This window comes from Anaerococcus hydrogenalis DSM 7454, from assembly GCF_000173355.1.
Classification (GTDB): Bacteria; Bacillota; Clostridia; order Tissierellales; family Peptoniphilaceae; genus Anaerococcus; species Anaerococcus hydrogenalis.
Map to the genome: position 1 here is coordinate 1 of NZ_ABXA01000038.1, position 609 is coordinate 609.

At 38.6% G+C, this 609-nt stretch carries 1 protein-coding gene; it reads right to left on the minus strand.

Annotated features, from left to right (window positions below; all coding sequences use genetic code 11):
- Positions 1–609: EF-Tu C-terminal domain-related protein (locus ANHYDRO_RS06805; RefSeq protein ID WP_004814915.1), on the minus strand; the 609-nt coding region annotated here is incomplete at both ends.

The following is a 609-nucleotide window of genomic DNA, read 5'->3' on the forward strand; positions in this document are numbered from 1 at the left end:
TTTAGAAACAACTCCTGAAGCAACTGTTCTTCCACCTTCTCTTACTGCGAATCTTAATCCTTCTTCAAGAGCGATTGGTTTTTGTAGTTTGATTATGAATTTTGCGTTGTCTCCTGGCATTACCATTTCTGTTCCTTCTTCTAATTGGATGTCACCTGTTACATCTGTTGTTCTGAAGAAGAATTGTGGTCTATAGCCTGAGAAGAATGGTGTATGACGTCCACCTTCTTCTTTTGTTAGTACGTATACTTGTCCTTCAAATTCTGTGTGTGGGTGTACTGAACCTGGTTCTGCTATTACTTGTCCTCTTTGGATTTCGTTTCTTTGTACTCCTCTTAATAGTAACGCACAGTTATCTCCTGATTCTGTTGTTTCAAGTGATTTGTGGAACATTTCTATTCCTGTTACTACTACTTCTCTTGTTTTGTCTGTTAGTCCAACTATTTCTACTGTAGATCCAAGTTTTAGTGTTCCTCTTTCTACTCTTCCTGTTGCTACTGTTCCTCTTCCTGAGATTGTCATTACGTCTTCTACTGGCATTAGGAATGGTTGGTCGTTATCTCTTTCTGGGATGTCGAAGTATTCGTCTACTTCATCCATTAATTGAAG